Annotated in this window: 24 protein-coding genes; 17 read left to right on the forward strand and 7 right to left on the reverse strand. The window is 61.2% G+C overall.

Annotation, left to right across the window (positions count from 1 at the left end; all coding sequences use genetic code 11):
• The first annotated feature begins 7 nt into the window (after positions 1-7).
• The 4 genes from NRG74_RS09715 (at position 8) to NRG74_RS09730 (ending at position 4,131) form a co-directional block, all read left to right on the forward strand.
• Entirely contained in the window at positions 8-1,489 is a 1,482-nt protein-coding gene (locus NRG74_RS09715; protein ID WP_257706384.1) for a site-specific integrase, read from the forward strand.
• A 229-nt stretch (positions 1,490-1,718) separates the two neighbouring features.
• Positions 1,719-2,303, forward strand: a complete 585-nt coding sequence (locus tag NRG74_RS09720) for a hypothetical protein (RefSeq protein WP_257706385.1) — start codon at positions 1,719-1,721, stop codon at positions 2,301-2,303.
• Positions 2,304-2,478: 175 nt separating this feature from the next.
• Positions 2,479-3,219: a ribonuclease H family protein gene (locus NRG74_RS09725; protein ID WP_257706386.1), complete on the forward strand. Its 741-nt coding sequence runs from the start codon at positions 2,479-2,481 to the stop codon at positions 3,217-3,219.
• Positions 3,220-3,711: 492 nt separating this feature from the next.
• Positions 3,712-4,131, forward strand: a complete 420-nt coding sequence (locus tag NRG74_RS09730) for a recombinase family protein (protein ID WP_257706387.1) — start codon at positions 3,712-3,714, stop codon at positions 4,129-4,131.
• Between the two features lie 686 nt (positions 4,132-4,817).
• Here NRG74_RS09730 and NRG74_RS09735 read toward each other — a convergent pair.
• The gene (locus NRG74_RS09735) at positions 4,818-6,362 is read right to left on the reverse strand and encodes a P-loop ATPase, Sll1717 family (protein WP_257706388.1); all 1,545 of its coding nucleotides are present in this window, start codon (positions 6,360-6,362) and stop codon (positions 4,818-4,820) included.
• 710 nt (positions 6,363-7,072) lie between these two features.
• Between NRG74_RS09735 and NRG74_RS09740 the strand changes: the two genes are divergently transcribed.
• Positions 7,073-7,537, forward strand: coding sequence for a YchJ family protein (locus tag NRG74_RS09740; RefSeq protein WP_257706389.1), 465 nt, complete (start codon positions 7,073-7,075; stop codon positions 7,535-7,537).
• A 12-nt stretch (positions 7,538-7,549) separates the two neighbouring features.
• Here NRG74_RS09740 and NRG74_RS09745 read toward each other — a convergent pair whose 3' ends face one another.
• Positions 7,550-8,116 carry a hypothetical protein gene (locus tag NRG74_RS09745; protein ID WP_068385456.1) on the reverse strand — a complete coding sequence of 189 codons (567 nt, stop codon included), beginning with the start codon at positions 8,114-8,116 and terminating at the stop codon, positions 7,550-7,552.
• 169 nt (positions 8,117-8,285) lie between these two features.
• On the opposite strand from NRG74_RS09745, the gene NRG74_RS09750 reads away from it, so the two are divergent.
• On the forward strand, positions 8,286-8,768 hold the full coding sequence (locus NRG74_RS09750) for an LEA type 2 family protein (RefSeq protein ID WP_017638815.1): 483 nt from the start codon (positions 8,286-8,288) through the stop codon (positions 8,766-8,768).
• 1 nt (position 8,769) lies between these two features.
• Positions 8,770-8,967, forward strand: a complete 198-nt coding sequence (locus NRG74_RS09755; protein WP_058762382.1) for an SEC-C metal-binding domain-containing protein — start codon at positions 8,770-8,772, stop codon at positions 8,965-8,967.
• A 121-nt stretch (positions 8,968-9,088) separates the two neighbouring features.
• On the opposite strand, the gene NRG74_RS09760 is transcribed toward NRG74_RS09755, so the two are convergent.
• Complete coding sequence (locus NRG74_RS09760) at positions 9,089-10,582, reverse strand: RimK family protein (protein ID WP_257706390.1); 1,494 nt, start codon at positions 10,580-10,582, stop codon at positions 9,089-9,091.
• A gap of 139 nt (positions 10,583-10,721) precedes the next feature.
• Between NRG74_RS09760 and NRG74_RS09765 the strand changes: the two genes are divergently transcribed.
• From NRG74_RS09765 to yghU, 3 genes are all read left to right on the forward strand, one after another.
• Positions 10,722-11,816, forward strand: coding sequence for a GNAT family N-acetyltransferase/peptidase C39 family protein (locus NRG74_RS09765; protein WP_257706391.1), 1,095 nt, complete (start codon positions 10,722-10,724; stop codon positions 11,814-11,816).
• A 65-nt stretch (positions 11,817-11,881) separates the two neighbouring features.
• Complete coding sequence (locus tag NRG74_RS09770) at positions 11,882-12,784, forward strand: AraC family transcriptional regulator (protein WP_017638820.1); 903 nt, start codon at positions 11,882-11,884, stop codon at positions 12,782-12,784.
• A gap of 159 nt (positions 12,785-12,943) precedes the next feature.
• Entirely contained in the window at positions 12,944-13,777 is an 834-nt protein-coding gene (yghU, locus tag NRG74_RS09775) for a glutathione-dependent disulfide-bond oxidoreductase (RefSeq protein WP_017638821.1), read from the forward strand.
• A gap of 34 nt (positions 13,778-13,811) precedes the next feature.
• Here the strand turns inward: yghU and NRG74_RS09780 are convergent, their stop codons facing one another.
• The gene (locus NRG74_RS09780) at positions 13,812-15,203 is read right to left on the reverse strand and encodes a CoA transferase (protein WP_257706392.1); all 1,392 of its coding nucleotides are present in this window, start codon (positions 15,201-15,203) and stop codon (positions 13,812-13,814) included.
• Between the two features lie 162 nt (positions 15,204-15,365).
• On the opposite strand from NRG74_RS09780, the gene NRG74_RS09785 reads away from it, so the two are divergent.
• The 3 genes from NRG74_RS09785 (at position 15,366) to NRG74_RS09795 (ending at position 17,579) form a co-directional block, all read left to right on the forward strand.
• Positions 15,366-16,409, forward strand: a complete 1,044-nt coding sequence (locus tag NRG74_RS09785; protein WP_173146759.1) for an SDR family oxidoreductase — start codon at positions 15,366-15,368, stop codon at positions 16,407-16,409.
• Positions 16,410-16,500: 91 nt separating this feature from the next.
• Entirely contained in the window at positions 16,501-17,040 is a 540-nt protein-coding gene (locus NRG74_RS09790; RefSeq protein WP_257706393.1) for a DsbA family protein, read from the forward strand.
• A gap of 113 nt (positions 17,041-17,153) precedes the next feature.
• Positions 17,154-17,579, forward strand: a complete 426-nt coding sequence (locus NRG74_RS09795; RefSeq protein WP_257706580.1) for a YqaA family protein — start codon at positions 17,154-17,156, stop codon at positions 17,577-17,579.
• Positions 17,580-17,668: 89 nt separating this feature from the next.
• Here NRG74_RS09795 and NRG74_RS09800 read toward each other — a convergent pair whose 3' ends face one another.
• The 3 genes from NRG74_RS09800 to NRG74_RS09810 all read right to left on the reverse strand — a co-directional run bounded on the left by NRG74_RS09800 (position 17,669) and on the right by NRG74_RS09810 (position 19,878).
• Positions 17,669-18,442 (reverse strand): lipopolysaccharide biosynthesis protein, encoded by a 774-nt coding sequence (locus tag NRG74_RS09800; protein ID WP_160922942.1) that lies wholly within the window; start codon positions 18,440-18,442, stop codon positions 17,669-17,671.
• A 549-nt stretch (positions 18,443-18,991) separates the two neighbouring features.
• Positions 18,992-19,390: a hydroxyisourate hydrolase gene (gene uraH / locus NRG74_RS09805; protein ID WP_027602718.1), complete on the reverse strand. Its 399-nt coding sequence runs from the start codon at positions 19,388-19,390 to the stop codon at positions 18,992-18,994.
• Positions 19,391-19,401: 11 nt separating this feature from the next.
• Entirely contained in the window at positions 19,402-19,878 is a 477-nt protein-coding gene (locus NRG74_RS09810; RefSeq protein WP_257706394.1) for a GlcG/HbpS family heme-binding protein, read from the reverse strand.
• Between the two features lie 362 nt (positions 19,879-20,240).
• Between NRG74_RS09810 and dapA the strand changes: the two genes are divergently transcribed.
• From dapA to pdxA, 4 genes are read left to right on the forward strand one after another with little or no spacing between them, the layout of a single operon-like run.
• On the forward strand, positions 20,241-21,116 hold the full coding sequence (gene dapA / locus NRG74_RS09815; RefSeq protein WP_307774102.1) for a 4-hydroxy-tetrahydrodipicolinate synthase: 876 nt from the start codon (positions 20,241-20,243) through the stop codon (positions 21,114-21,116).
• Positions 21,117-21,128: 12 nt separating this feature from the next.
• Positions 21,129-22,295, forward strand: a complete 1,167-nt coding sequence (locus tag NRG74_RS09820; protein WP_257706396.1) for an iron-containing alcohol dehydrogenase — start codon at positions 21,129-21,131, stop codon at positions 22,293-22,295.
• A complete protein-coding gene (locus tag NRG74_RS09825; protein ID WP_257706397.1) occupies positions 22,292-23,545 on the forward strand; it encodes a four-carbon acid sugar kinase family protein in 1,254 nt (417 codons plus the stop codon). Before NRG74_RS09820 ends, NRG74_RS09825 begins: the two co-directional genes overlap by 4 nt.
• Positions 23,538-24,551 carry a 4-hydroxythreonine-4-phosphate dehydrogenase PdxA gene (pdxA, locus tag NRG74_RS09830; RefSeq protein ID WP_257706398.1) on the forward strand — a complete coding sequence of 338 codons (1,014 nt, stop codon included), beginning with the start codon at positions 23,538-23,540 and terminating at the stop codon, positions 24,549-24,551. Before NRG74_RS09825 ends, pdxA begins: the two co-directional genes overlap by 8 nt.
• Positions 24,552-24,562 lie beyond the last annotated feature (11 nt).

The raw sequence follows: 24,562 nt of genomic DNA on the forward strand, positions 1-24,562 counted from the left end.
CCGAGCAATGACCACCAGCAAATCCGTGCCCGAGCAGGGCCAAGTGTCACCAGCCAGTCACCAGCGCTGTCACCAGAAACGGCCCCAGCGCCTGTCTGTATGGCACTATCGCCGAAACGGCATTTACTACCTTAGGGTTCGCCCTCGTGGCTGCTCGAACCGCAGCGCCACCATTTCTCTCCGCACCACCGATAGGCCCACCGCAATGACACTTTCCCAGGACATCCTTCAGGCCCTGGCGCTTTTTCATCTTAATCAACCCGAGGCAGGCTGGGATGACCTCAAAGTACGCTTGCTGGAAGTCGCCCACTCGATCCTTGGTCAAGCCTGCAACGATGACGATCTTTCCGCATACGACATGATCTACGGGGACCTATCGCTATCACTGGCAGAAGCCGCCGCTAAGGCGCCGCTAAGCATCGATCAGCACAAGGCCTTAGGTATTGGGCGGGAAATTGTGAAAGCCGCTCAGGCGCGTCTGAAGGGCAATACCGCTCCCCTCATCGGGATCGTTGAGCGCCTTGAGAAGGCAGATGCCGTTACTGGCCTGGCCGCCACAGCAAGCACCTCTCTATCTGTAGCATCGCCCGCTGAAACACTTACCTTCGAGGCACTCGCTGCACTCTTCATCAATGAGCGTCGCGGAAACGTCGAGAACTCGACCCTTGGGGCTATTCAGTCGAACTGCCGAACCCTTTCCAGCCTGCTGGGGGACCTCAACATTAAAGCCCATACACGAGCTGACATGATCTCGTTGAAGGAAAAGATCGCTCAGGGTCGCAAGCCGCTGACCATTAACAAGCTGTTGACTCAGCTCTCGACGGTGATGGATTGGGCAAAGAACAACGGCCATATTGAACGGGCTTTCGATAAGGGTCTGAAGATTGCGCGAGGCGTGGAAAGTGACCGCAAGCCCTTTTCAAGGGATCAGGTGGCGACCATCATGGCCCACGCAAATGGCCTGCCAGCAGACGACTGGAAACGCTGGGCGCTATCACTCGGCGTCCTCACAGGCGCCCGAATTGGGGAGCTGTACCAACTTACTCAGACTGATGTTAAGCAGGTTGGCGGAATCACCGTCATCGACATCAATAAAGATGAGCAAGGCAAGACACTGAAAAATGATTTCTCGGTGCGACAGGTCCCCCTTATTGATGGTGTGCATGGGTTCTCGCTGAGGGCATTCCTTGACTGGGTCGCCGGGGAACCGGGAAAGCTATTCAAAGCTAAGCCGCACTATTTCAATAAGCCGCTCAATGACGCGCTACGCGAACCACTTGGTCTCGCCGCGGGAAGCGACCGGTCGTTCCACTCTCTCAGGCACTCGCTATCAGGCCGGCTGAAGGCCGCTGCGATACCTGAGGTGATCGCGCAAGGCATCACGGGTCATAGCTCGGGCAACATCACTTACGACCTCTACGCGGGCTCACAGCGGGTCCCTGTAGATACCTTGCACGCCGCCCTGGTGAAAGCATTCGAAGTCAAATAATGACGTGCGTAGACCAGAATGCGCCTAATTGAACCACGTCGGCTCACCGCTACCCAGGCACGTCGCGAGGCAATCGGCGCTCATTCCGCCGGGTAGCGCTACGCCTCCGCAGCCCTTCCGAAATCTACTGCGGCTGGGCTGTAGGTAACGCCGGCGCCTCCAATACCGCGCTCCAGTGGTCTCCCAGCAAAAACCCACACTATAAGGAGACCACCACCAGAGCGAACCTATGTCCAGCACCGCTGCTACTGCCCCACCCACCTCACGTTGCCAGAACGGATCTACCAAGACCTGCCCTACCCCATCCTCAGGTAGCCCTTTTCACAGCGCTTCGGCCAAGGGAAATCGAGGACGTCCCAGGAAGACCATCGACAATCCATTTTTCGGCCATCTCGGCCCAACAACCCTATGGGAACGCTATCCGAAATTTGCGGAGGACGTTTTGGAGGGCATTGCTCGTTTGGACTGGCATGACCGACCTATTGGAAATGGCGGCTCTTCCAAGCCGCTATCAGTACGACATTTAGCAGATGTCCTCGCCAACCTTCACATCATTACAACCGTAAGCATTATGGGCGCTCTTAGAATAGGTAAACGACACGCCCAGCGCTATGTCAAAGCTATTGAATTAGCAATACCATTTTTATTGGCAAGTCGCCCTGAGAACCTCATACAAGAAATGCTGAATGGAACCGCGACTATCTACCCCTGGATTCAGTGGGAAGATAATGAGCTCCCACCACCTTCCCCAGATATGCTTGGAAAGCTGCAACATGACTTGAGAGACCTCCGAATCACGGCTGGCAACGAATAAACGCCGCATACTAAAAACCTCAGAGACCCAACGGATTCACGAAGTAAATTCAAGTATGTTCCTAACGTTAACCCTGGACCTTCTTACCATCCCCGAAGCTATCTCATAGAAAAACCAGCACACAATTTACTCGACAAATAACCGACCAATAACCTCACCTTTAGGAGAACATATTATGGCCGCAAAATTTTATGTCGTTTGGCATGGCCGGCAGAACGGTGTCTATAACGACTGGGCATCCTGCAAACGTCAAATTCACGAGTTTGCTGGAGCAAGATTTAAAGCCTTTCCTACCCAGGCAGAAGCTGAACGAGCCTTCAAGAGTTATCGACCAACGTCTGCCATCGCAAGTGTCAAACACTTACCAGAAAAGGCTATTACCTCCACTGACCATCCCAAAACAGACGTAACTATCTATTCTGATGGAGCTTGTCGGGGAAACCCAGGCGAAGCGGGATCGGGAGTTGCTATCTACCGAAAAGATACGTTAAGTCAACTATGGTTTGGTCTTTACGACAACCACGCCACGAACAACACTGCTGAATTGAAGGGATTGCACCAAGCCTTGGTTTTTGCCAAACAAGAAATAGCAAACGGCAATACTGTCTCTATTTACTGCGACTCGGAGTATGCCATCGGCTCTGCTACCAAATGGGCAACAAAATGGGAGCGAGCTAAGTGGATGGATGGAACCAAACTACGCAAGAACGCCGAGATCATCAAGCCTATTCACTCGCTATTCCAAGAACTGAAAGATGAGATAGCCATCCATCACGTAAGAGGACACCATGGCATTGAAGGAAACGAATTAGCTGATCGAATGGCTATGTTCGCGATCGAAAACCAAGAGAGTGAATTCAGGTTCTACTCTGAGCCATTGGACATCGAAAACATACTCGCCTTCACTCCTGGCTAAACAGTGCGATCGAATACTGATGCATTAGAATCAGCATGAATACCAGTTGAATTTTAGCGTCTTGCATCGAACATATCATAGATAGCTAACTACTACGCACCGCTTAGAAAATACAATATTCACCAGCACTTGGGTAGTTTTCCATACCGAAGCATAAAAGACAAAAAAGTGAAATAAATTTTCTTTCGGCCATATCCATTAATTAGGCACAGGCGTCCCCCCCGTGTGGCAGTCGTGCCTCCTGCCCCTACATCAGACCATGCCCTGCCGATTGATGACTCAATAAGAAGCGGGCTGCCAGTTGCGGTATTTGTGATCACTCCATCAAACAGGGTTGCAACGCTGTATTCGCAGGGTACACCCTTGAGACCACAGCGCTATGAACACACACACAGCCAAGCACAACCCCATTCTTTAATGGTTGACCCAGACTATGAATACACACCTCCTCTCTCCATTTAAACCTATTGAGTAAAAACGAAGAGGCTACCAATGGCGCAGGTCGGTTACAAGCAAGCAAGCTCCACAGACCAGAACACTTTTTGCCAGCTGGATGGCGTGGCCCTAAATGAAGTCTATGAAGATCAGGTGAACGGAGCGACTACGGAACGTCCAGCACTTCAGGAGATGCTCCGATACGTCCGGAAGGGAGACACTATCCACGTTCACCGCATTGACCGCCTCGCCCGAAGCCTTCAGGACCTTATGGAACTTGTGGAGGACCTGAAGGTTCGCGGGATCCAGCTTCACTTTCCCAAGGAGAGACTGGTCTTCACCAGTAAGAAGAATCACACCCAGGATCTGATACTCAGCATGATAGGCGCAGTAGCTCAATTCGAGCGCAGCATGATTCGTGAGAGGCAGACTGAGTTGATTGAAGGCCAAGGTGTCTGGGGTCTACAAGGACCGTAAGAAGGTCGTGGATGACGAAGCGATACGGGCGGCTATCGCGGGTGGTCTAAGTTTTCCGGAAGGCCGCTGAAGAGCTTGGAGCGAGCCTCAGCAGCGTTCAGAGGGCAATAAGAGCGTGATGCAGCCTGCACAGTCGCAGCCATGTCCTTGTTACCCTGATTCACGTCAACCCCGACCAAGAGCCTGCTCCTAAAATTCGGCGCTGCGTGACTTGGTCAGCTTCTTTGAGGAGCCGTTTGGTGTCCCGATCAAACCGCTCTAATTTCTGAGAAATATACACATCAACGCTACGGTTATTAACGCAGCAATTGAGTAGCGCTCACAACCTGCGGGAGGCCTTGACGACTGAACGCCGATCTTGGCCACGACCCGCGCAGCCAGCTCCGAAGAGATCGCTACCGTCTTTTATGCTCGGTTCAGTGCCGTGAGGCGACCGCGCCCGCGAGCAGACGAAGCCCTCCCCATGACAACAAACAAAACGGTAAAGTCTAAGAATCTACCGCATATCTCGTTGCGTTTACCGCCTATCTAATCCATGACTATACCGCGCTGTGGTTGGCCACGGACATATTTGTAAAAACAATGAGGCAATAAAAGCCTATGATTTTAGCCTTATGGCAGTTCTGAAGGCCCCACTGGAAATATCAGCCGCTATTTACCGATATCAGAAACAAGTTAACCTTCGATCATTTAAAAATAGACAGATGAGCACGGAGAGCATTATGAACAAAGATGTCATTATCAAAAAGAATTTCGTCGTCGCCTCTAAATGAGAACCGCATCCGCTCGCGACGAGCATCAATATTCCCAATTACACCAACTCTGAACAAATCCTTGAGAATCTCTCTCAATGGTGTACGAACTAAAAGCTGTTTAGTTTCAGCATGATCTTGCGCGACAGCGTCAGCGCGAGCCACAAGATCTGCGAGACTTGAAATCTGTCTAAATCCATAAAATATGTATTTTATACCATCAATTTCGCCCGGTTTATATTTAGCCTTGAGCTCTTCCGTCACTTCAACCCATGATGCAGTAGAATATATCTTTCGTACAGCCTCTATACCCTGCAGAATAAAGCTCTCTTCTTCCGGATATTGATCCTGAATCGAAATCAGCAATCGAACGACGTCGCGAGGCCGATACCATGAACTATGCAGAATATATACTTGCGGCTTTAAATTATTAATTCTCTCAGGGAAATATTTATCCCAAAGAGCCGCTGAAGCCAAGACCGACAATCCAGCTTCAGCTCGCGCGATATTGATCCGCTGCTCGATAATACTAAGAAGCGGCTGTTGCGCGGCATCAAGCCCTGGCCTATTCCATAGGATAGTTGAGCCAAAGTCAGCAATTGGCTTATTAATTTCTTTACCTAAAGCATCTACTGCGCCCAACACCTCCGACCGCACTGCAGCATAAAGACAGAGCTGGAAGCCTTTCTTTTTCGACACCGCATTAAGACGCTCAATAGACACAATAAGATCCCTTACAAGGCGGGAGTCTCTCTGATACTGTTTGCTGCTTCCATAATTGAGTTCAAGCTCATCAAAAAAAACGTTTAAGCGTGTTTCGTCCGGCTCGAGGGATTCGAACGCCTGATCGGCTCTACGAACAAGGTCGTTAAAATTTACTTTGGCTCGGCCGTTATCGTCCCAGTCCAATTCCAAGCCGAGCTTTGGGCTTTGACTAATCTCAATGGTTCCTTTACGAATATTTGGGACGAGCCGCATCAGACCGGCTCGTTCCGGCTTAGTCATTGCCTCGGAACTAACAAGCTCAAGAAACGAGGAAAGATCACCATTTTCCTGGAAAGGGTGCGCTTGCTTATCTTGAATTACGGAAGCAATCTTTCTATATATGAACCATCTCCAAACCGTCTCGAAATCGTCCCCATCGTAAGTGTCTGCATTTTCGCTCACGACTTGCACACGCGCGGCTCTGGAGAAATCCTTTCTCAAGTCTTCGTCCACGTCAGTTTTGAAAAGCACAAAACTCGAAATTGATTTTTCATCCTCCTCAAGCTTAAGAGATATGTAACGAAGCAAAGCCGTTTTACCCGTCCCTTTAAGACCAACTACATAATATTTATGCCTTGAGAAAAACTTGTCAACGGCCAAGGCGGGTGGCGAAACAAAAGAAGAAACAAAGCGCCTCACCTCTTCAGGCGTATTGCTCAAAACTTCATTCTTTGCATCCGTACTTCCTAACGAGATATCCTTAAGCTTCAGCATCTAATCACCTAAATATATTGATTCATACTTAACAGCTCATCAGACAGTCAAAAAACGACTAATCGCCTTCAGATTATTAATTTTTCTCATAGCAGAGTCAAGCCGACCACAGCGTGTCAACGCGCTGCCTGATTTTTGCCTGCATCCAAAGACCCAAAACCGTCAACTGCACGTAAAACAGTGCCGGAGAGCTTCCACATAAAATCATTCTCAAACAGCCAAACTTAACAACCACGAAAAAACAATATCGCGAACATTAAATCATCATAAGGATGAACTAACCTCAACACCCCATAGCCCAAAAACTTACCTCACCCAGACTTTCTCCATCCTATCTCACGCAACCAATTACAATCATCATCATTAACACCTGAACCAAACACAACACAGCAAGCTTAATAAATAATAGCAACCTACTTTCCAACGACAGCTCGAGCTCTCCAGAGATTTCATTGAAAATTACTAAAAATCTGAAGAACCGCCATTGCAGAACGATCTTATAGATCTGAGCATGGATGATCGCGGCATGTCAGCGCACCACGCATTCGCACTTGAGGTTTTACCGTCTGTCACCGACTCTGTCACCATCATGTCACCAGTGCAGCTTGAGGTCCCCTATGAAGCCCACTAAGCTTGGCCTGCCGCCAGCCCCCCCCAGTTCTGGGCCAATCCGCAGAATTTCGGCAAGTACTGGTGGTGAGATGCAACCCATGGCCCCCTGCCCCTGTGGCTCGGACCGCTCGCTCGGCGACTGTTGCGGAGCCTTTCATGCCGGTACTCCGGCGCCCGATGCCGAACGGCTGATGCGTTCGCGCTACAGCGCCTATGTGCTAGGGCTGATCGACTACCTGGTAACCACCACGGCGCCTGCCCAGCAGGAGCAGTTGGACCGGGAGGCCCTGGCTGCCTGGAGTCTGGGCAGTCGCTGGCAAGGGTTGCAGGTGCTGGAGCATCGCCCCGAGCCGGAGGATCCCGCCCATGCCCGGGTCAGCTTCGTGGCGCGCTGGGAGGATGGGCGCGGCGCCCATCGTCATGAGGAGCACTCGGGCTTCGTCCAGCACGAGGGACGCTGGTACTTCCTCGATCCGACCGTACGCCCCCTGCCGGGTCGCAACGACGCCTGCCTGTGTGGCAGCGGCGCCAAGTTCAAGAAGTGCTGCGCCGGCTTCCTGTAACGCCGGCCGCGCTCATTCCTTGACCAGCGTCAGGTGATCGGTATCCGGGACCGCTACGGGTAGCGGCTCGGACGCCGGCCCCAGGTCGCTGCCCACCGGCGCCAGACTCAGGTGTGAGAGATCGACTCGCGGCGACGCCACCGGTGCGGCCTCATCCTGGAGATCGGCGCCCACCGGTGCCAGGCCGAAATCCGGCGCCTGGATATCAACGAAGGCCGCCATCACGGCATCCCGGGGAGCGACCGACAGAGATCCACGCTCGGCGGAAGGTCGCGAGGCGGTCGCCGCGGGGGCTGGGGTAGGCCCCCGCGACTCGGCAGGTGCGGCAGCCGGCTCGATCGTCTCGGCCATGGGCACGACCTCCACCAGCGCCCCCGCCTGGGCCAGGGTGGCGCGATAGCGCTCGGCCGTGGCGGCATCGAGGCGGTTCTTGATGATCATGCGGCGACCGGAAAAGAGTACGGCGATGCGCTGTTCATCCGCCTGAAACAGACGCATCAGATTCTGTCGGGTCTGCTGCGCATCGGCGCCAGCGACCAGTTCGCCTTGGAAGGCGATTTCATAGAGCACGGCGGACATGACGACCTCCTCGGTCACGGCAAGAGGTGCAGGATGCAACGTCGCGCCGGGGCGGTCCAGTCCGCACGGTCGCCAGGCCCAGGCGTTTTTTTGTTAGCCTGTGCCGAAGCGGCCCCGACTTGTGCAGCAATCGGTGCTTGTTAAACTGCGCAGAAAACGGGAGTGCCGCATGCTTCGCCAGGCCTTGTTCATCACCCTGCTCGGCGTCTTGCTCAGCAGTCTTGGCGGTTGTACCTATATCGGGCGCAACTATGACGAGCCTCAGGTCGAACTGACCGGCGTGGAGCTGATCCGTGCGCGGCTGTGGAGCCAGGATTTCGTGCTGCACTTCCGCGTCCAGAATCCCAACGACAGCGCCCTGCCCGTACGTAGCCTGGCTTACACCGTCTACCTGAACGATCTGCTGCTGTCCCAGGGCGTCGCCAACCTGCATGCGTCAGTTCCCGCCAACGGTCGACGCAGCTTCTCCGTACCGGTGCAGACCAATCTGTGGCGTTACGTGAAGGACGTGGGCCGCATGCTCGAAGACCCTGAGCAGCCGATCAATTACCGCCTGCGTGGCCGGGTGAAGACCGGTTGGCTGTTCGGCCGCAGTGTCCATTTTTCTCGCCAGGGACAGTTCGTGCCTGGCGCCTACATCCCGGAGTTATGAGATGAACCAACACGTCCACGGTCCCGATTGCAATCACGACCACGATCACGACCATGGCCATGCGCACCACGTCCACGGCCCGCACTGCAACCATGGTCATGCCCAGGAGCCGGTGCGCAATCCGCTGAAGGAAGTGGGTCGCAACGATCCCTGCCCGTGCGGCAGCGAGAAGAAATTCAAGAAGTGCCACGGCGCCTGAGCCCGTTTCCGTAGGTTGGGCTGAGGCGGTTCTACCGTCGAAGCCCAACATAGCGGAGTCAGCCTGGACTGTTGGGCTTCGCTACGCTCAACCCAACCTACCCTTCCGCGACCCTGGCGCGTTACCAGGGCTGTCCGCCGCGTTGCGATTCCAGCCGCCGGATGAATTCCTCCAGCACCAGGGCGTAGAGATCGTCCTTGAGCACCAGATCCTCGACCCCGCAATCGATGTTGGGGTTGTCGTTGACCTCGATCACCGCCAGCTTGTCGCCCGCCTGTTTCAGATCCACGCCATAGAGACCATCGCCGATCAGATTGGCGGTGCGTACCGCCAGTTCGACCACCGCATGGGGCGCGTCCTGCACCGCCAGAGTGCGGAAATCGCCGCTGACCTCGGTGGCGCTGGCGCTGTGGTCGTAGATCTGCCAGTGGCCCTTGGACATGAAGTACTGGCAGGCGAAGATCGGCTCCTGGTTCAGCACACCGATGCGCCAGTCGTATTCGGTGTAGAAGAACTCCTGGGCCAGCAGCAGTACCGAGCGCTCGAACAGCTCGGCGCTGGCCTTGCGCAGCTGCGCCGCGTCCTCGACCTTGATGACGCCCCGGGAAAAGGAGCCATCGGGAATCTTCAACACCAGCGGAAAGCCCAGCCGCTCGCCGAGGCCTTCGAGTTGACCGGGATTGTCCTTGTAGAGGATCTCGGTCGCCGGCATGTCCAGCTTGTGGGCGCGCAAGAGGTCGGCCAGATAGACCTTGTTGGTGCATCTGAGGATCGAGCGTGGATCGTCCATCACCACCAGACCCTCGCTTTCGGCCTTCTTGGCGAAGCGATAGGTGTGGTGGTCGATGGCGGTGGTCTCGCGGATGAACAGGGCGTCGAATTCACCCAGCCGCGCGTAATCCTTCTTTTCGATCAGCTCCACGTCCAGCCCCAGGTGCTTGCCGACGCGCACGAAATTCTTCAGCGCCTTGGCATCTGACGGCGGAAAGGCTTCCTTGGGGTCATGCAGGATGGCCAGGTCAAAGCGGTATTTCTCGCGGCGGCCGGGCTTGAGCCAGACGCGGCGACTGAAACCGTCGAGGGCGTTGGCGAATTGATCTTCCTGCTGTTCGTGCAGCTTGTGGATGCTGCCCAGCTTGAGGCCGCCGATGTGCCAGCCAGCGCGATCGCGGCGGAATTCCACCAGCAGCAGCGGACAGGGAAAGGCCTCGAATACCTGGCGCGCCAGATCCTGCAGAGACGCGATGTCGGTGTTGCCGAAATAGAGCGTGAGGGTGAAGCCGTCGGCGCTACCGTAGGGATGACCGGCCAGCGCCTTGGTCAGCAGCTTGTCCAGGTCCTCCAGCGCCAGGCCATAGAGCGACTTGCGCGCCAGTTCGCTGATGGTACGCACCGAGGGGATGACCTTGTGCCCCCGGGCTTCGGCAAGCAGCGAGCAGTAGTAGCCGTGGCCGAGGTACTTCTGGCTGCGGCAGAGGTTGATCACCTGCACGCGTTTGCCATTGTCCTGTTCGTTGGATTGTTCCAGGTATTCCTGGGCGGTGATGACGTCTTCGCTGGGATAGTAGGACGACCAGTCTTCCTTGCGTTCCACGACGATATACAGCTTGCTCACTGGACCTCCTGGTTGCGGGGCGTGGTCCCGGTGGAAACCCGGATGCCGCCGGACCACTCCAACTGTTGTAACGCGGGTGCTATTAACCGTTGCTTAACCATGCCAGGCTGCCCGCTCTGCTCCAGGAGAATCCTTCGCGATGAGTTTCATGCTCAGGCCCGCCGGGCTGGACGATCTGGCGGCACTGGTCGATCTGGAAGCCCGCTGCTTCAGCTATGACCGCCTTTCCCGGCGCAATTTCCACTACATGCTCACCCGTGCGAACGCGGTCCTGATCCTGGCGGAAAACGACCGCCAGGTGGCCGGTTACGCCCTGGTGCTGTTCCACCAGAACACTTCTCTCGCCCGGCTCTATTCCATCGCCGTCGATCCGGACGCGCGCGGTCATCGCCTGGGCCAGCGCCTGTTGGAGGCTGCCGAAGCCGAGGCGGTGGAGCGCGACTGCGCCTACCTGCGCCTGGAGGTCCGACCGGACAACGCCGCCGCCATCGCCCTCTACGAGCGCAACGGCTATCTGCCCTTCGCCACGGTGGAGGACTATTACGAAGACCACAGCCAGGCGCTGCGCTTCGAGAAGCGCATCCGCCAGCCGCGCGAGGGCCAGGCCCGCCCGGTGCCCTTCTATCGTCAGACCACCGACTTCACCTGCGGCCCGGCCAGCCTGCTGATGGCCATGGGCGCGCTGCAGCTGGGCCGCCCGCTGGAGCGGCGCGAGGAGCTGCGACTGTGGCGCGAAGCCACCACCATCTACATGACCGCCGGTCATGGCGGCTGCGGACCTCATGGCCTGGCGCTGGCGGCGCTGCGCCGTGGCTTCAAGGTGACCCTGCAGGTCAATACGCGCGGCCCGCTGTTCCTCGACGGCGTGCGCAGCGAGGAGAAGAAGGAGGTCATGCGTCTGGTGCACGAGGACTTCAGCGCCGAGGTCAAGCAATCGCCCATCGAGCGGCTCTACCGTACCCGCCTGGACGTGGCCGCCTGGGTCGCCGAGGGCGCTTTTCCACTGGTGTTGATCAGCTCCTTCCGGCTGACCAAGGCCAAGGGACCTCATTGGGTGCTGGTCACCGACTGCGACGAGGACTTCGTCTACCTGCACGATCCCGATGTCGACCACAGCCAGCACCGTCGCGAACTGGACTGCCAGCACATTCCCGTGTCCCACGCCGAATTCGACAAGATGAGTCGCTTTGGTCGCGGCAAGCTGCGTGCGGCGGTAGTCCTGCGGGCAGGGTGAGGCGGGGTTGCACGGTGGCGCGAACAGGGCCAGGATCAGGACCAAGAACAATGACGGGGCGGTCCATGAGTCAGGCCTTGCGCAAGAACAACCCTTCCTACGAGTTGATGGAGGACCTGAGCGGTCACTCGGTCATCTACCGGGAGCATGGCTTTCCCTGCCCGCTGGTGCGCTGGCATTTCCACAAGGAATACGAGCTGCACCTGATCGTGGCCAGTTCGGGGACCGCCTTCATTGGCGACTATATCGGCAACTTCTATCCGGGCAGCCTGTTCCTGACCGGTCCGCATCTGCCACACAACTGGATCAGCCGCGTCGCCGAGGGCGAGGTGGTGGCCAAGCGCGACATGCTGGTCAACTTCACCAACGAGACGGTGGATAACGCCACGGCGGTGTTTCCCGAACTTAGCGGCCTGGCACCGCTGCTGGAACGTGCCCGCTATGGCATCGAATTCCAGGATCCGCAATTGATCGCCCGCGCCGAGGTGTTGCTGCAGCAGATCTCCGAGAGCGGCGGTGCCACCCGCCTCGGCCATTTTCTGGTGTTGATGGAGGCGCTGGCCACGTCGGAGCGCTATCAGCTGCTGTCCGGCAGCGTCGAACCGGCCACGGCCAGCGAACAGGCGGTGGATCGCACCAACCGGGCGCTGAATTTCATCTTCGATCACTACCAGCGTGACTTCACCCAAGAAGAAGTGGCCGAGCACCTGGGCATGACGCCCACCTATTTTTCCCGCTTCTTCCGTCAGGCTACCGGTCGCACCTTCGTCGAATTCGTCAACAGCCTGCGCATCAGCAAGGCCTGCGAGATGCTCTCCCACAGCAGCATGCCGGTTACCGATATCTGCTTCGAGGCCGGCTTCAACAACATCTCCAACTTCAATCGACGCTTCCACCAGCTCAAAGGCATGACCCCGCGGCAATACCGTAGCCTGACGGTGCAGCGCCTGACTGAACAGAATGCCTGATCCCGGGCTGCGCGGCGTCTGGACGGAGCGCTGATCTACCGATCACGCCTGCGCCGCAGGATCCGGTTTGTCGCCAGCTTGAGAGCCACTGAACAGACCCAATGTATAGTTCGGTTATGATCGAACTACCCATCCGTGTCGACCGAGGACAGAGCCACCATGAGCGAACCCTACACGCCCCCACGCGTCTGGACCCCCACTACCTCCGGCGGCAACTTCGCCAGCATCAACCGCCCCATCGCCGGCGCGACCCATGACCAGGAGCTGCCAGTCGGCGAGCACCCCTTCCAGCTCTACTCCCTGGGTACGCCCAATGGTATGAAGGTGACCATCCTGCTGGAGGAACTGCTGGCGCTCGGGCACACCGACGCCGAATACGACGCCTGGCTGATCCGTATCGGGGAAGGTGATCAGTTTTCCAGCGGTTTCGTCGAGATCAACCCGAACTCCAAGATCCCAGCCCTGGTGGATCGTCGCGGCGCCGAACCGCTGCGTGTCTTCGAGTCCGGCGCCATCCTGCTCTATCTCGCCGACAGCTTTGGAGCCTTCATCCCGAAGGATCACGCCGGTCGCACCGAGACGCTGAACTGGCTGTTCTGGCAGATGGGCTCGGCGCCCTTCCTGGGCGGCGGCTTCGGGCATTTCTATGCCTATGCGCCGGAAAAGCTCGAATACCCCATCAACCGCTACGCCATGGAAGCCAAGCGCCAGCTCGATGTCCTCGACCGTCTGCTGGCCGAGCGCCGCTATGTGGCCGGCGAGGACTACAGCATCGCCGACATCGCCATCTGGAGCTGGTACGGCAACCTGGTGCTGGGTCAGTTGTACAACGCCGCGGAATTCCTTTCCGTGCAGGACTACCAGCACGTGCAGCGCTGGGCCCAGGCCATCGCCGCGCGGCCGGCGGTGCAGCGTGGCCGTAGGGTCAATCGCACCTGGGGTGAGCCGGGCGAGCAACTGGCCGAGCGGCATTCGGCCAGCGACCTGGACTGACCCAACGAGCGGTGGCAGAAGGGGTCTGCTGCCGCTAGCGCCCCCAGTCCACCGTGGCGGAGCCGAGTCGCGTCGCGGGGCGACGCCACTGCAGCTCGACCTCACCCATTCGGAGCGGCGCCCGCAAGCGCAACGCAGGCCCCCAGGCGGTGGGTTCCTGAGCGTCACCGTAGTCCTCCTCCGCTGGTCCTCGATACGCTGATCCGTCGCTCGCGCCTGGCCGCTCGGTCAGCAGCAAGGCGGTACGGGCCAGGGACAGCCGCGCCGTCAATGCCTGCCCTTCCCGTTGACGCCGTGCCAGCCCGCGCAGGGCAGCGGCTGCCAGGAGATAGCCAGTGGCATGGTCGAGCGCCTGCACCGGCAAGGGTACCGGCGTCTCCACCCCTTGCCAGACACTGCCAGCCGCTGCGATGCCGCAGGACATCTGCACCAGGCTGTCGTAGCCCCGTCGTAGTGCCCAGGGACCACTCCAGCCGTAGGCACAGAGGGACACATCGATCAGGCTGGGATTGAGCGCGCGTCGCTGTACGTCTCCATAACCCAGCTGCTCCAGCGCATCAGCGCGATAACCGTGAACCAGGATGTCCGCCTCGGCCAGCAGCGCCGCGAACCTCCCGCGGTCGGCGGGCCGCCTGAGATCGAGCCGCGCGCAGCGCTTGCCCAGGGTGACCTCGGGCGCCTGGGCCGGTTCGTCCCACGCAGGCGGATCAATCCGCAGCACCTCGGCACCCAGGCCGGCCAGCAGGCGGGTGGCGATGGGCCCGGCGAGGATGCGGGTCAGGTCGAGGACGCGGATGTCCTGCAAGGGACGTTGTGGATCAGGTCGCCAGTCGCGCGCGGTGGCAATGGCGGTCCATTCCTGGGCGATCAGGGGTTCGGCGCGGACGGCCTGCCCCTGGGGATGTGCCTGCCACTCCACCTGGCTGCGCAGCCTCGCCGCGCAACCTCCGGCGTCGACGATGGCCGTCTCCAAGGCTTCGCCCGACCAGCCGGCCATGGCCTGTACCACGGCGTCATGGCGGTTGGCACAGCCCAGGACGGCAAGGGCACGCTCGCGGTGGTGGGGCGCATTGGCATGCAACCGTAGCCAGCCGTCACGGGTGCGGTAATCACCCGTGATGGGATCCCAGACGGCGGGCAACTCCCAGCCCAGGGGACGCAGGGATGTCTTGAACCAGGCCGCGGCGAGATGTCGGTCCACCTGTACCGGCAATCCGGGCGCCCCTTCGGCCAGCAGATCGGCGGTGGCCAGGCCGGCAACCCCGATCACCGCCGTGGCGAGATCGCTGACCGGGAAGCAGGAGGCCAGGCTGTCATCGCCCAGGACCTGCAGGTTTGTCGCCTGGGCGGCAGGCATACCAAGGGCGACCACGAGTTCGCTGAGCAAGGCGTGAAAGGCGGCAGGCGTACGGGACGGGTTGGCCAAGGCGAGGTCCTCCGCGGCAGCAGGCAGTGCTGCCACAGTACCCCTGCCTGTACGAGCAGGACACCAGCGTTCGTCCGCCTACCGTCCAGCCCGACGCGGGGACAAATCGCCCGGCACAAGGGTCTCCCCTTCATCGCCTCACCACACCCTATCGGAGACCCCATGACCGAACGACAGCTGCTCATCGCCGGTGCCAGCGGCATCATCGGCCAGGCCGTGCTGGAGGCCTTTGCCAAGGCCGGCTGGTCCATTACCACCGTTGGCCGCTCGAGACAGGGCCCAAGCCGCTTTCCTCATCTGACCGCCGACCTGCTGGACCAGGACAGCCTGGCAGCGGCCAAGGCCGATCTGGCCGGCGTGACCCATCTCTTCTACAGCGCCCTCAAGCCGAACCCCGATCCAGGCGTGGAGGCGGACGAAAACGCCGCCATGCTGGAGAACCTGGTGGGCGCGGTGCGTAGCGCCGGAGCACCCCTGGCCCGCATCACCTTCGTCCAGGGCGGCAAGATCTACGGCGCTCACCTGGGGGTCTACAAGACGCCAGCCCGCGAGGACGACAGTCGTCACTTCCCGCCCAATCTCTACTTCCGCCACGAAGACTTCGTCCGCAGTCTCGAAGGTGATGGCATTCGCTGGACGGCGCTGAGGCCCGACATCGTCATCGGCCATTCCCTGGGATCAGCCATGAATCTGGGCAACCTCATCGGCCTCTATGGCGCGCTCTGTCGCGAGACCGGCACGGCCATGCAGTTTCCCGGAACGGAGCAGGCCTATCGCGGTGCCCTGGTCAACGTCACCGCCGCGCCGCTATTGGGCGAGGCCGCGGTCTGGGCAGCGGAAGAAGAACGCGATGGCGCCTACAACCTCACCAATGGCGACGTCTTCCGCTGGAGTCACGTCTGGCCGCAGCTGGCCGACTGGTTCGGGCTGGAGGTGGGCGAGCCGCAACCCATCTCCCTGGCCCAGCGCCTGACCGCACTGAAACCGGTCTGGCAGGCGCTGGCAGAGCGCGAAGGACTGGCCGAGGCCGATCCCGAACGGATCGCACCCGGCGCTTTCGGCGACTTCATCTTCCATGTCGAGAAAGACGCCATCTTTGACGTGACCAAGGCGCGGCAGGCCGGCTTCGGGCGGATGATCCTAAGGTCCGACGAGGTCTTGCTCGCGCATCTGGAGGACATGCGTAGGCGACGGCTGATTCCCTGAGGCGTCCCACGCCGCCCTGAATCTTGGTAAACGCCAGGGACGGCGTGCGGTCTCACCTGATCGCTTCGCTCACTTCCGTTGGAGTTACACGATGTACGCCGACACCCTCATCTGGGGCCATGGCCCCCGCACCTTCGAAGTCTTTCTCGAGCCCACCTGCCCCTTTTCGGTCAGGGCCTTCAACAAGCTCGACGACCTGCTGACCCAGGCCGGCCCTGAGCGGATCACCCTGAAGATCCGCCTGCAATCCCAGCCCTGGCACCTGTTCTCCGGCGTGGTGGTGCGGTGCGTCCTGGCCGCCGCCACCCTCGACGGCGGCAAGGAAAGCGCCAAGGCGGTGCTGGCCGCGGTGGCGGCCCATCGCGAGGAATTCGAGTTCAAGGATCACGCCACCGGGCCCAATCGCGACGCCACGCCCAACGACATCATCGCGCGCCTGGAAGGCTACAGCGGCCTGGCCCTGGCCGACGCCTTCGCCAATCCGGACCTGCAGCACGCCATCAAGTGGCACTGCAAGTACGCCCGGCAGAACGGTATCCATGTCTCGCCGACCTTCATGATCGATGGCCTGGTGCAGCCGGATATGAGCAGTGGCGACTCGGTCGCGGACTGGCTCGCCCGGCTGGAGTGAGCACCGGGACTCAGGGTCGCGAGAAGGCGTAGCCCCGTCACTCGCGCTATGCTCGGCAGCTTCCTCTCGCCCCGAGACAGACTCTTCATGACGTTCCCTGCCGGAGCTTCATCCTGGAAGCCCTGAGCGTCTACCTGGGCCTGGCCGCCCTCGCCTTTGGCGCGGCCACCCTGCTACCCCTACAGTCGGAAGCGGCCCTCGCCGGGCTGCTGCTTACCGAGCGCTATGCCACGGCGCTCCTGCTGCTGGCCGCGACGCTGGGCAATGTCGCCGGCTCGATGCTGAACTGGTGGCTCGGCACCCATCTCGAACGCTTTCGCCAACGCCGCTGGTTTCCGGTATCGCCGAAACGGCTTGTCCGCATTCAAGCGGCCTATCAGCGCTATGGCTGGTGGTCGCTGCTGCTCAGCTGGACGCCCGTGATCGGTGATCCGCTGACCCTGGTCGCCGGCGTGATGCGCGAACCCCTGTGGCGCTTTTTACTGGTGGTGACCCTGGCCAAGACCACGCGCTATGTAGTGGTCTGGGGGCTTACCTAGGGTTGGCGCTGATCGAGCGCGCGAGGAAGGTCTTTCCGTCCTTACGTCCAGACTTCTCGGTACGCCACAGGAATACTGAACGCGCACTCTCAGCCGGCTTGACGGGTCCGCTGACCCAGCCAGGTCGCCTCGACGGAGGCCAGATCGGCGCGTGGGATGAGTTGCGCAGGAATGCAGCTGCAGCGCGACAGGTTGAAGACCTGACGGCCCTCGGCGGTCATGACGTCCTGCATGACCTTGAGCCCGGGCAGGATACGGCTGTACAGGTGCTCGTCCAGACCACAGGGCGATCTCGCGCCTGTACTGCCTTCGTAGAAGCGTGGAGCCCGGGCATTGAGGTCGACACCGGCCAGATAGATCTTGCTAAAGCCCAGATGATAGGCCAGTTGCAGGGCGATGAAGGCAACGGTCCGGACATCGAAGATGCCGTAGTCCATGTCTCGGCTGAAGCCGATGTCGCGCGCTCGGCGACTGAGCAAGGTGAGCGTGCGTTCTGCCTGGTCACGCTCCAGCCCGAGGTAGTGTTCCAACCGGGTACTGGGCGCTCGTCGCAACGCGTGAGCCTTGGCCTGCCGGCTTTCCGGGAGCCGTTCGATTGCCGCAGGCCACAATGCCAGCCGTTGCGCCTGCTCGATCCCGCGCGCATAGAGCTCAGGTTGCTGCTCGGCAAAGCTCAGGTCGCTGCAGACGTAGAAGAGCGGACGGATGCCGCTCCCGCTCAGCTTGGCGATGGCACCGTTCATGGTGATGATCGGCACATCCTGCCAGGCGTCCAGGTTGAGTTCGGCAGCCGAAGGTCCGGAAGCCAGTAGGAGCACCGGGCCACGTTGACTGTTGCGCAAGGGCGCGAAGTCCTGGCTCACAGCGGCGAGCCACCTGGACGCGCGGCATCAAGGACCTTGGACAGGCAGTTTGAAAGCTGCTCGAGTGGCATACCACCAGCTCCCTGTACGGCAATGACGAAGGTTATTAGTCATACATATTCAACGGTACCGATAAAAAAGTAACCGGGCACTCTGGTGGATGACACCACCAACGCTACGTTTTGCCGCTTAGGACTCACTTAAGGTGCCTGTACCGAATGTGGTGCCCATAGCAATTAAGAGACTTGTCTGTGAGCCAGCAGAAGCCGAGGCGGCCCAGGGCCTGGAACGATCCGGAGATCCGCCCTGCCCCCACCGACATCGCGCCACTCGTGGGAGCTCGCGAACGACCGATTGCCCCTTAATGGAGACACCGCTCCGACGATCAGGAATACCGCGCGGAGAGGCGCCATTCGCACAGGGCCTCGACCGCTCGCGAATGGCCCTCACCAGGCATGGCAGGGTCACAGGGTTGGAGGTTGCCGCCAGCCGCACTGTGCCTGTACGAGCGCGGTGGACAGGCGCGAGGACTTACGCCGCGCCGGCGCCCTAGGAACCACGGTAGGTGCTGAAGCCGTAGGGGCTGAGCAACAAGGGGATATGGTAGTGCTGCTCCGGCTGGGTGACGTCGAACACCACGGGGATTTCCGGGAAGAAGGCGCTGCGACCCTGCTGGCGATAGTAGTCGCCGGTCTTGAAGACCACCCGATATTCACCCTTCTCGAAGGTCTTTTCCTTGGGAAACAGCGCCGGCACCCGGCCCTGCTCGTTGGTGACCTCTTCCGCCAGCGGCTGCCAGCCCTGCCCTACCTGACGTTCCAGGGTCACGTGCACCCCCGCCGACGGCTTGCCGTCCTCCAGGTTGAGCACATGGACACTCAGGGGATTGGGCGCGGCGACCGCGAAGCCGGACAGGGCCAGGCCAGACAACAGTACGAACGTCTTCATAAAGAACTCCTTCAAGGATGAGAGGTGAGGTTGAGGTGTTCAGCGGCCGCCAGCGCACAGCGCTCGTCCGCCCCGCCACCGCCGGCGCCGGCGATGCCCAGGGCGCCGACCAGTTGGTCGCCTTCGTAGAGGGGGATGCCACCGCCGAGCAGCAGCAATTCGGGCAGGGTGACGAGATTGGCCGCATCCGGGTTCTGCCGGGCGCGCTCGGCCAGCGCCTGCGACGGGGTGCGGGTGGACAGGGCGGTAAAGGCCTTGCGCCGCGCCGCCTCGGCGTTGTGCGGTCCGACGCGGGTATCGCGTTGCAGGAGGATCAGTTGACCGCTGCGGTCGAGCACCGCGAGCGCGGCGCTGCAGGGCGCGGCCTGCGCCAGTCGCTGCGCGGCCGCAAGGTCGAGATCGGGGTGCTGCGGCAGCGCCGCCTGCGCCTGACCGAGGGCGGCAGCGCCCAGCAGCGTGAGGGTGAGAGAGGAAAGAAAGCGCGACATGATTCGAGGTCCAGGAGATGACCCCGCCAACCTATCCTGATCGTTCGGTCAGGAACGGGTACTGCAGAATGACAATTTTGTCAGGAGGATCAGCGGGATGGCTGTCCCGACCCGATAGTGTCACCCCTCGCCCGCAGCGTTGACATTCCTGCCTCGCGGCGCGTGGGTAACGCGCCGAGGTTCCCGTTGCCTTGATCCCTCTCTATTGCCAGCGACCCGAGTCGACAGTGGTCTCACGAAGGGCCGTTGCTTTCCGGAAGTGCACAGGCTCATCGACCACGCAAAACCATCGGGCCGCTATTGATCGATTAGATCAAAACATGCTTTATTGTGATCAGAACAATCACAAGGTAGGCATGACCATGAAATTCCGCGGCATCGTTCCCGCCCTCGTTACCCCCTTTGACGCCCAACAACGTGTCGATGAAAACGCTTTGCGCGGTTTGATCGAAAACCTGATTGGCGCCGGCGTCCACGGCCTGTTCGTACTGGGCACCAACGGCGAGTTCTTCGCCCTCTCCGAAGCCGAAAAGCTGCGTATCGCCGAGCTCACGGTGGACGCCGCGGGCGGCCGGGTTCCGGTCATAGCCGGTACCGGTGCCTTCGCCACGCACGAAGTGATTGAACTGAACAAAAAGATGGCGGATCGCGGCGTCGATGCCCTGTCGGTGATCACGCCCTACTTCAATGCCGTCAGCCAGAAAGAGCTGATCACCCATTACGAAGCCATTGGCGACGCCTCCCCACTGCCGCTCATGCTCTACAACATTCCGGCCAAGACCGGCATGTCGATCGGCATCGGCGCCGTGGCCACCCTGAGCCAGCATCCGCAGATCAAGGGGATCAAGGACAGCGCGGGCAACTTCGACGCCCTGGTGCAGATGATGAAGTACCGCAGCGATGACTTCGCCGTCTTCGCCGGTACCGACTCCCTCATCTACTGGAACCTGCTGGCAGGCGGCGATGGCGCGGTGGCCGCCACGGCCAACGCGGTACCCCAGGTCGTCATGGCCATCTGGAACGCCTTCCAGGCCGGCGACCACGCCACCGCCCGCGCCGCCCAGGAAAAGCTGCGCCCGCTGCGCGATGCCTTTGCCCTGGGCACCATGCCGTCGGTACTGAAGAAGGCCGCCGACCTGCTCAACGTCCCGGTCGGCCCCTGCCGGGCCCCGGTCGCGCCGCTGGACGAAGCCACGGTGCACAAGCTCGAAGGCCTGCTGGCCATCTATCGCGACTGACCCGGAGCGCCCATGTCCCTCTATCATTTCCAGACCGTTAAACACCTGGTCCACGGCGCCGGCGCCCTGGATCAGCTCGGCGACAAGCTCGCCCTCCTCGATGTCCCGCTGCGCCGCGTGGTGCTGGTCACCCAGAACGCCATGCATGGCCTGGGCGTGACCGAGCGCGTCAAGGCGCAACTGGCCGCCCGCGACATCGACGTGGCCGTGATCGACAACGTCGAGATCGAGCCGACCCTTGAGAACATCGAGCAGGTCTTTCGCGAACAGGTCTCGCCGCACCAACCGGATGCCCTGCTCGCCATCGGCGGCGGCTCGGTGCTGGATGCCGCCAAGCTGTTCGCGGTCATGCTCACCAACGAGCAGTCGCTCAAATCCATGCTCGGCATCGACCAGGTGGCATTCGCCGGGCTGCCTACAGTGCTGGTCCCGACCACCGCCGGCACCGGCTCGGAAGTGACGCCCAATGCCATCGTCACCCTGCCCGACGAAGAGTTGAAAGTGGGCGTGGTCAGCCGCCACCTGCTGCCCGCCCTGGTGCTGCTCGATCCGCTGCTGACGCTGAGCCTGCCCAAGGCCATCACTGCCGCCACTGGCATGGATGCCTTCACCCATTCGCTGGAATCCTTCATCTCCAACAAGGCCAACCCGGTCAGCGATACCTTTGCCCTGGAGTCCATGCGCCTGATCGCCGGCAGTATCGTCGAGGCCTACCAGCAGCCGGACTCGGTGCGCGCCCGCAGCGACATGCTGCTCGGCTCCACCTACGGCGGCGTGGCCCTGACCGCCGCCGGTACGGCCGCGGTCCATGCGCTGGCCTATCCCCTCGGTGGCAAGTTCCACGTCACCCATGGCGTGGCCAACGCCATGCTGCTGCCCCATGTCATGGCCTTCAACCTGGACAGTTGCGCGCCGCGCCTGAAGCGCGCCGCCATGGTCTGCGGCCTGGCCCGCGCGGAAGACAGCGACGAAGCCGCCGCGCACCAGCTGATCGAGCAGATCGCCGCCTGGACCGCCACCCTGGAGATTCCGCAGGACCTGGCCGCCTTTGGCGTGCGCGAGGAGCACCTGCCAGAGATGGCCGTGGCGGCGTCCAAGGTCACCCGGCTGATGGTCAACAATCCCAAGCCGCTGAGCCTGGACGACATCCAGGCACTCTACCGGCGCCTGCTGCCGTGACTCGCCTGCTGATCCTGGCCGACGACCTCAGCGGCGCCGCCGACTGCGCCCTGGGCTTTGCCAAGGCCCAGGCGACCCGGGTACTGCTGGACGCCGAGGCCCTGGATGCCCAGGCACCGGTGACGGCGCTGGATCTGGACAGCCGTCGACTGGACGCGCCTGCGGCGGCCGCACGCCACGCCGCACTGCTCGGGCACCCGGCGTTGGCGGGCGCGGCCCTATACAAGAAGATCGACTCCACCCTGCGTGGCAATGTCGCCGCCGAGGTGGCGGCCCTCGTCCCGCGTGGCCTGGCCCTGGTCGCACCCGCCTACCCGGCACTGGGCCGCACGACCCAGGGTGGCCTCCAGTACCTGGACGGCGTACCGGTGGACCAGACCGATGTCTGGCGCAACGAGGGCCTGACCGGCAGCGCCGATCTGGTCGCTCAACTGACCGATCACGGTATCAGCTGTGCGCGGCTCGACCTCGCCACCCTGCGTCAGCCGGTGGCCCTGGCCGCCGCCCTGCGCCGCGCGCTGGACAGTGGTCTGCCCGCGCTGGTCTGCGATGCCGAGCGCCAAACGGACCTGGAGGCGCTGGCCCGGGCTTCCGCTCCGATTGCGCAGCAGCTGTTCTGGGTCGGCTCCGCGGGTCTCGCCGAGGCGCTGCCCACTGCCCTGGGCCTGACCGGCCACGTCGCACTGCGCCCCCAGGGCGACGGCCCGATCCTCACGGTGGTGGGCAGCATGTCGCGGCACTCTCAGGCCCAGGCAGAGCGTCTGGTGGCGGGGAGCGCCCAACACTGGCAGCGGCTGGCCCCTGCCTGGCTGCTGGAGTCGCAGCACGCCGCCGAGCGTACCGCGCTGGCCACGGCCCTCGCTCGGCAACTCGCCCGCGGCGAAGACGTCCTGGTGAGCCTTGACCAGCAAGCCCGCGACCCGCGCCAGGCCGTGGCCCTGAGCCAGGCCCTGGCCGAATTGCTGCAGCCCGCCCTGCAGGAGGCCGCCGCCCTCATGGCCACCGGCGGCGAAACCGCTCGCGCCCTGCTCGCCCAGGCCGGCATCACGGCGCTGGACCTGCACGGCGCCCTCGCGCCGGGCGTGGCCCTGGCCAGCACCCGTTGGCGTGGTCGTGCCCTGCGGGTAGTGACCAAGGCCGGCGGCTTCGGCCAACCCGACACCCTCCTCGACGCCTGGCGCCACCTGCGCGCCAGCCTACCCGCACAGGCCGCCACGGCCTCCCTGCAGAAGGAAGCCCACCATGTCTGAACGTCCCGTCATCGGCATCACCATGGGTGACGCCACCGGCGTCGGTCCCGAAATCATCATGAAGTCCCTGGCCCACGCCTCGGTCTACGACAGTTGCCGGCCGCTGGTCATTGGCGACGCGGGTCGCCTGGAGGATGCCAATCGCATCGTCGGCGGTCGCCTGCAGATCAACGCCATCGAGCGCCCCGATCAGGCGCGCTTCCAACCCGGCGTGGTGGATTGCATCGACCTCGGGCTGATTCCCGCCGACCTGCCCTACGGCAAGCTGTCCGCGCTGGCCGGCGACGCCGCCTATCGCTACATCGAACGCACCGTGCAGCTCACCTCGGCCGGTGAACTCGATGCCATCTGCACCGCCCCGCTGAACAAGGAAGCCCTGCACGCAGGCGGTCATATCTTTCCGGGCCATACCGAGCTGCTGGCGCACCTCACCGGCACCGAGGAGGTGTCGATGATGTTGATGACGCCCATCCTCAAGGTCATCCACGTCACCACCCATATCGGCATCATCGATGCCATCGCGCGCATCGAGCCGGGCCTGGTCAAGCGCACCATCGAGCGCGCCCACGCCACCTTGCAACGGGCCGGCATCCAGGACCCGTTGATCGCGGTCTGCGGCATCAATCCCCACGCCGGCGAGAACGGCCTGTTTGGCTACGGGGAAGAAGAAACCAAGATCCAGCCGGCCATCGACGAGCTGCGCGCCCGTGGTTGGCGTGTGGAAGGCCCACTGCCTGCGGACACCCTGTTCTTCCGCGCCGGGCGCGGCGATTTCGACTGCGTGGTGGCCATGTATCACGACCAGGGCCACGGGCCGGTCAAGGTCATGGGCCTGGAAGCGGGCGTCAATGTCACCGTCGGCCTGCCGGTGATCCGCACCTCGGTGGACCACGGCACCGCCTTCGACATCGCCGGCAAGGGCATCGCCGACGAGCGCAGCCTCATCGAGGCGCTGCGCCAGGCCACCGAACTCGCCAGCCGGTACCGCGCCAGCCAGGCCGCCTGAGGAGCCTGACC

The sequence above is a fragment of the Pseudomonas oryzihabitans genome (assembly GCF_024652905.1).
GTDB lineage: Bacteria > Pseudomonadota > Gammaproteobacteria > Pseudomonadales > Pseudomonadaceae > Chryseomonas > Chryseomonas benzopyrenica.